The 6,599-nt window shown below is 46.9% G+C and carries 3 protein-coding genes; all 3 read left to right on the top strand.

Translation table 11 applies throughout. The features are described from left to right. Positions 1 to 259: 259 nt before the first annotated feature. The 3 genes from RIC07_RS02065 to RIC07_RS02055 all read left to right on the top strand — a co-directional run bounded on the left by RIC07_RS02065 (position 260) and on the right by RIC07_RS02055 (position 6,533). The gene (locus RIC07_RS02065) at positions 260 to 1,738 is read left to right on the top strand and encodes an NADH-quinone oxidoreductase subunit M (RefSeq protein WP_446393060.1); all 1,479 of its coding nucleotides are present in this window, start codon (positions 260 to 262) and stop codon (positions 1,736 to 1,738) included. Positions 1,739 to 1,908: 170 nt separating this feature from the next. After that, the gene (locus RIC07_RS02060; RefSeq protein WP_446393059.1) at positions 1,909 to 3,231 is read left to right on the top strand and encodes a CO2 hydration protein; all 1,323 of its coding nucleotides are present in this window, start codon (positions 1,909 to 1,911) and stop codon (positions 3,229 to 3,231) included. Positions 3,232 to 3,626: 395 nt separating this feature from the next. Next, on the top strand, positions 3,627 to 6,533 hold the full coding sequence (locus tag RIC07_RS02055; RefSeq protein WP_446393058.1) for a PAS domain-containing protein: 2,907 nt from the start codon (positions 3,627 to 3,629) through the stop codon (positions 6,531 to 6,533). The last annotated feature ends 66 nt before the right edge of the window (positions 6,534 to 6,599 follow it).

Below are 6,599 nucleotides of genomic sequence, written 5' to 3'. Positions count from 1 at the left end.
GGTGGTGAAAGATGTGTTTTTTTAACGCAGAGGAACGCAGAGGTTAGCGCAGAGGGACGCAGAGGGGTTAAGTGAGGTGGTGGAGGAATGGATGTGTTCACTGTTTAGAGGGATGTTAAATGGGGAGACGTGGGATAGCGTGTTTTGAGGTTTGAGGGTTTCGGGGTGGGTTGAACTGAATCATTTCTAGTTAGTTAGAGATTGATCAACTCGCCCCGATTAAGTGGAAGCGTTTTGAGTTGGAATTTTTGACAGAATTATGCTGAGTACGCTGATTGGGTTACCTGTTGTTGGTGCGATTATAGTTGGATTTCTGCCGGGAGAAGTGGCAAAAACACGACTCCGGGCGATTGCTTTGGCGGTGGCGACGGCGATTGTTTTGGTGACGTTGTGGCTAGCCACGCAGTTTGATATCACCTATTCCGGTTGGCAGTTTCAAGAGGAGTTGACCTGGATTCCTCAACTAGGATTATCCTACAAGTTAGGGGCGGATGGTTTATCGTTTCCGTTGCTGGCGTTGGGGAGTTTGTTGAACTGGGTGGTTATTTTTAGTAGCCGCGTTGATGTGGAACGGCTGCGCCTTAAATATGCCCTGATTTTGTTGGTGAATGCAGGGGTGACTGGGGCGTTTCTGGCACAGAATTTGTTGCTGTTTGTCCTATTCTATGAATTGGTGTTGATTCCCTTGTACCTGTTAATTGCAATTTGGGGGGGAAGCAAGCGGGAATATGCGGCGATGAAGTTTCTCATCTATACCGCTGTTTCCGGAATTCTGATTTTGGCGGCATTTTTGGGGATTACGTGGCTGAGTAATTCGACTAGCTTTAATTATGAGGCGATTCAAACTCAAGGGTTATCGTTAACCACTCAGTTGATTCTGCTGACAATTCTGTTAGTCGGATTTGGGATTAAAATTCCCCTGGTTCCCTTACATACTTGGTTACCCGATGCTTATGTGGAAGCGTCACCTGTGGTGGCAATTCTGTTAGGGGGTGTGGTGGCGAAGATGGGAACCTATGGGTTGGTACGCTATGGGTTACAATTGTTTCCCGAAGCCTGGTCATTGGTAGCACCGGGATTGTCAATTGTTGGCGTGGTGAGTGTATTGTATGGTGCATTGAGTGCGATCGCCCAAAAAGATATTAAACGGATGGTGGCGTATAGTTCCATTGGTCACATGGGGTATATCGTTGTCGCCGCCGCAGCGTTAACGCCGTTGAGTCTTTTGGGGTGTGTGACTCAGATGGTGAGTCATGGGATTATTCTGGCGATTCTGTTTTATTTGGTTGGGGTGGTGGAAACTAAGGTGGGAACTCGCGAGTTGAATGTTTTGAATGGGTTGATGAATCCAACGCGGGGTTTACCATTGGTGAGTGCGTTATTGATTTTAGGGGGAATGGCAAGTGCGGGGATTCCCGGTTTAGTTGGATTTGTGGCAGAGTTTCTGGTGTTTCAAGGGAGTTATGCGGTACTTCCTTGGCAAACCCTGTTATGTATTTTTGCGTCCGGGTTGACGGCGGTTTATTTTGTGATTCTGCTGAATCGTACTTGTTTTGGCAAACTGGATAATCGTAAGGCTTACTATCCGAAAGTTCTCTGGAATGAAAAGGCACCTGCGATTATTTTGGCGGTGATTATTTTCTTCCTGGGTATTCAACCAACTTGGTTGGTTCGGTGGACAGAAACGACGACGAATTCGATTGTTTCGGCGGTTCCGACTCAGGTGATTAGTCATTAGTCATTAGTCATTTGTCATTCGTCATTTGTAGTTCTTTTACGTGAACAACGGGCGGGTTTTGTAGCCAAGCTAGGGACAACAATCAATATTAATCCCTAAACCCGCCCCTACAGCATTAAAAATCATTTCCTTGAACAACGTGAAGGGTTAACACTCAAAACTTGATAACCATGGTACAAACTCCAACAAAACCAGCCACGAAATTACCCCCGTCTCAGCATGAATTGGCGGATATTGTTCACCGCTTGGAAGCTGGGGGGGCGATGGTTCCCGATACGCCAGAAAATTTGATGCAAATTATTGGTATCTGGAAGGCGTATGCGGTGCCAATGGATTTCTATTGGCGGGATTTGCTTTATATTGGCGAACGAGTCTTTTTGAATCCGTTTCCCTTCTTTAAATATTTCCTGCCCAAAGAATATTTAGACCTCCATAATCATTATGCGGGGGATGATGCCGATTTACGGATTTGGCGGGGTCAAGCAACGGCGCATCCGGAACTTGTGGAATTTATTGAGAAAGGGGAAACCCAGAAAATGCCCAAGTTGTTGCATCACTTGTGGCATGACCGGATTAATATGGAGTTTGCTGAAGCTTGTATGCGGGCAATGCTTTGGCATCGGAATATGTACGCCCCAGTGAATCAGTTTGATCCGTATCTGGATACCCAGGAGTATAAGGACAATGCGAATCGGGCAATTGAGGCGTATTTTAAAGGAAATCCGGTGATGCTGGGATGGCATAAGCTGTTCCCAGAAATGTTTATTGAACAGTGTCGTCAGGCGTCCTATTATAGTCTGTTGGGGCTATTCTGGGAAGTAATGGCACCGGTGTTCTTTGAGGTATCTGATCTCTACGATGAAGGAAAAATCACCTCTGTCCCCGAAGCGATGAACTTTTTGGTGAATGGCATATTCGCGATCGCGGGACGTCCGATCTATCATCATGTGTATGTTAAGGGGGAATGCTATGAAGTGATTCCCAAGTCCAAGGGGTTTACCTGGCTGTATGAAGCAGCGCTTCCTTATGTGGAGTCGGTATTTTATCGGACTGCACCGTTTAGGGGTACGAAGTCCTATAATGCCCAAGCAGGGGAAGTTCCCAGTGATCAGAAAGACTTCCATTATGGGGTTCTCTATGCGGATAAATTCCCCGTGGGTTCGGCGGGCGTTCCGCCGACATTGTTGATGCAGGATATGTTACATTTCTTACCTCCTTATCTGCGAGACTTCTATGAAAAGCGCTGTCGCCGTGAAAATGATATCCTGAATCAAATTGGTGTAACCTTTCAGCGATCGATGTATTGTGTGACATCGGCGGTATTTCAGGCGTTACGAACCGCACTGTTGTATCCCTTAGATGACCCAAATCCGAAGCATTTACAGGCAAATCGGGCATTTTTTGAAGCGCAATTAGACCGATTCTGTCGCCCCGAGTATGGAATCCGGGATGCGGCGCGGTTACAGTATATTCAGACGGCTGATTATCGGTAAATGATGTCTAATTAGGGGCTGCTGTAAGGAGTCTTGTGGTGGGGAGAGGGAACAGGGAACAGGCAACAGGCAACAGTTTCAACCCCATCTTTATTGATGCAGCCAGCCCTGATTAAGTCTTCTACCAGATCCCCGACTTCTGTGAGAAGTCGGGGATCTCTGTCTAACACATAAATATACCCATAGATATAGGTGAAAAACTTAAAATCTGCATAGTCTAGTTCTCAAACGGATTAACGTTAGTCTTAATAAGACGCTAATCCCACAAGAGTATAGGGATTGGTGTATGAATATTACAGAATTAACTCATCTTCCAGCCAAGCTTCTACAATCTAAAATTAGGATGCTTCCATCGAGTTGGAGTCATCACAGGTTTGATCAGAAGGAGTAAAACGATGAAAAATGAAGCCAACCCCCTTCTTGATCAAGTTGTGGCATTACAACAACGAGTGGGCGAGTTAGAAGACGAGATTGGTGACTATAAACAGCAACTGGCGCAGGAACGAGAAACGCGCCAGACGGTGGAAACCCGCTTAGAGAAAACGGAAGAACGCCTATCTTTGGTACTGCGGGCGACAAAAGATGCCATCTATGAGTGTGACTTAGAACAAGGTATCATTAGCTGGAACGCAGCATACAATGAACGTTTAGGCGATCGCCCACAGTCAACGGCGAATTCCTGGGAATGGTGGATTGAACACCTGCATCCCGATGATCGCGACGAGGTTGTTGCTAGCTTCAAAGAGACACTCGCGGGTACAGGCGATCGCTGGATGGCGGAGTATCGCTATCAAAAGACAGATGGTAGCTACGCCCATATTTTAGATCGCGGCTATATTCTACGGAATCAAACCGGGAAAGCTATTCGGGTAATCGGCACATTATTCGACGCCACCACCCAAAAACAGGTTGAAACTGAACTACGCCAGCAAGAAGAATGCCTACGCCTTGCCAACGAACGATTCCAATTCGCTGCCCGGGCAGTAAATGCGCTAATTTATGATTGGCAGATTACCACGAATCGAGTAGAACGAACCGATGGACTCACCAACATTTTAGGCTATTCCCTCAGCGAAGCCGAACCCACTGTCAACTGGTGGCGCGATCGCATTCATCCTGATGACGTGGAACGAATAGATCAGGAGACAGCAACGGCGTTGAGTCAGGGGGATTCCTATCACGTCGAATATCGTGTTCTTCACAAAAACAACTACTATATTCATATCTTGGATCAAGGATTGGTGGTGACGCGAGATGATCAAGGACATCCGATTCGTGTGATTGGTAGCACCATCGATATTAGCGATCGCAAAGCAACCGAAGCCACCCTGAAACAACGGGAAACCGATTTGCGCTTAATTACAGATGCAATTCCGGCGCTAATTGCGTATGTGGATTCAGATTGCCGTTACCGCTTCGTCAATAGTGCCTTTACCACTTGGTTTGGATATCCAGCCGAACAATTAATTGGTCAATCTGTGGCAGACTTTGTCGGTGCAACCGTCTATGAATATATGCGCCGGGATATTGAAGCCGCCCTAGCGGGTGAATCCGTAAAGGTTGAAATGTGGATGCCGTTTGAAGATGGGGAGTCACGCTATGTTAGCAGGCAGTATATCCCCGATAGTGATCCGCAAGGGAATGTGAAAGGCTTCTATGCCTTCATTAACGATATTACCGATCTCAAACAAACAGAAGCCGCTTTAAGGGAGAGAGAACAGCGCTTTAGCACCTTATTTAATGGCATGGAAGATTGGGTACTCGTTTATCCCCTCACTCCCGACAATCAACCCGGACAATTAATTGAGGTGAATGAACAAGCTTGTAAACGGTTAGGCTATACCCGGCAAGAACTCCTCACCCTATCGGTTGCGGATGTAGTGGACTTCCCCTTAGCCGATATTAACCTCAGTTTCCAGAAATTGTTGCAAGAGAAACGAGTGGTTATCGAATCAGTACATCGCACCAAAGACGGTCAAAAAATTCCCGTTGAAGTCAGTTCCACCCTATTTATGCTGGATGGTTTGCCCACCGTTCAATCCATCTGTCGAGACATTACTGAACGTAAACAGGCAAAGAAAGCGCTACGCCTCAGTCAAGAACGATTTCGGGTTGCCCAAGATCTATCCTTAGATGGGTTTACTATCCTGAAAAGCCTTCGCAATCCTGCCGGAAACATCATTGATTTTGAGTGGACTTATGTCAATCCCATGGCGGCAAAAATGCTGAATCATTCGGTTTCCGAGTTACTCGGTCAACGCCTGCTTAATATCCTGCCAGGGAATCAAACCAATAGTGACTTATTTGAACGCTATGTCAACGTCGTAGAAACCGGAAACCCCCATGATATCGAAGTGCGCTACGAATCCGAAGGAATTGTTGGCTGGTTTCGCAACATGGCAGTCAAATTAGACGATGGCGTCGCCATTTCCTTTAGCGATATTACCGAACAAAAACAAGCCGAGTTCGCACTACGCAAAAGTGAAACGGTTCTCAATGCCTTTATTGCCAGTTCCCCCATTGGCATGGCATTTTTTGACCATGACTTACGCTATCTTTATGCCAATGAAGCCTTAGCGACAATGAATGGCGTCCCCCTGAGTCAACATTTAGGTCGTACTCTCTGGGAGGTTGTGCCACAGATGGCACCTGAATTTGCCCCCATGCTGGATCAGATTTTACAGACTCAGCAACCGAGGCTGAACTTTGAGTTTAGTGGTGAAGTTCAACCCGGCGTTTATCGCCATGCTTTAGCCAATCACTTCCCCGTTTGCTTACCCGATGGTGAACTATTGGGAGTGGGTGTCACCATCATGGAAATTTCTGAACTCAAGCGGGTAGAAGCCGCCTTACGCATCAGTGAAGCCTTTGCCCACGCCAGAGTGCAAGAGTTAGAAACCTTAATGGAAATTACCCCAGCCGCGCTTTGGATTGCCCATGATCCTGACTGTCACCAGATGACGGCTAACCGGACGGCGTACAATTTAATGAGAATGCCACCCGGTTCCGTAACAACCGCAACCCCTGCGGATGGTTCCCATCCCCTGCCCTTTAAACAATATAAAAACGGACAAGAATTTCTCCCCCAAGACTTACCGATGCAGCGTGCGGCTAGAACCGGACAAGAGGTTGTCGATGAAATCGAATTTGTCTTTGAGGATGGCACAGTGCTCTTCCTGTATGGCAAAGCCGTTCCCCTGTACTACGACTCCGGTGAAGTGCGCGGCTTGACACTCCCCCTTTTAGAAAAAGGGGGATTCTGCGGAACTCACATTCCACATATCCTGGGAAAACAACTCTAATTGTCTTTCCAGGTTCCCAGGCACACGACGTTTACCCTTGCGGGTGTCGTGTTTTCTCCTTTGAGG

It is taken from the genome of Coleofasciculus sp. E1-EBD-02 (assembly GCF_040218245.1).
Taxonomy (GTDB): Bacteria; Cyanobacteriota; Cyanobacteriia; order Cyanobacteriales; family Coleofasciculaceae; genus Coleofasciculus.
The sequence above is the reverse complement of the archived record's forward strand: the minus strand, read 5'-3'. Positions and strand labels throughout refer to the sequence as shown.

Coding starts and splice junctions, on each gene's coding strand:
- RIC07_RS02065 (WP_446393060.1), top strand. CDS start 260: ATGCTGAGTACGCTGATTGGGTTACCTGTTGTTGGTGCGATTATAGTT.
- RIC07_RS02060 (WP_446393059.1), top strand. CDS start 1,909: ATGGTACAAACTCCAACAAAACCAGCCACGAAATTACCCCCGTCTCAG.
- RIC07_RS02055 (WP_446393058.1), top strand. CDS start 3,627: ATGAAAAATGAAGCCAACCCCCTTCTTGATCAAGTTGTGGCATTACAA.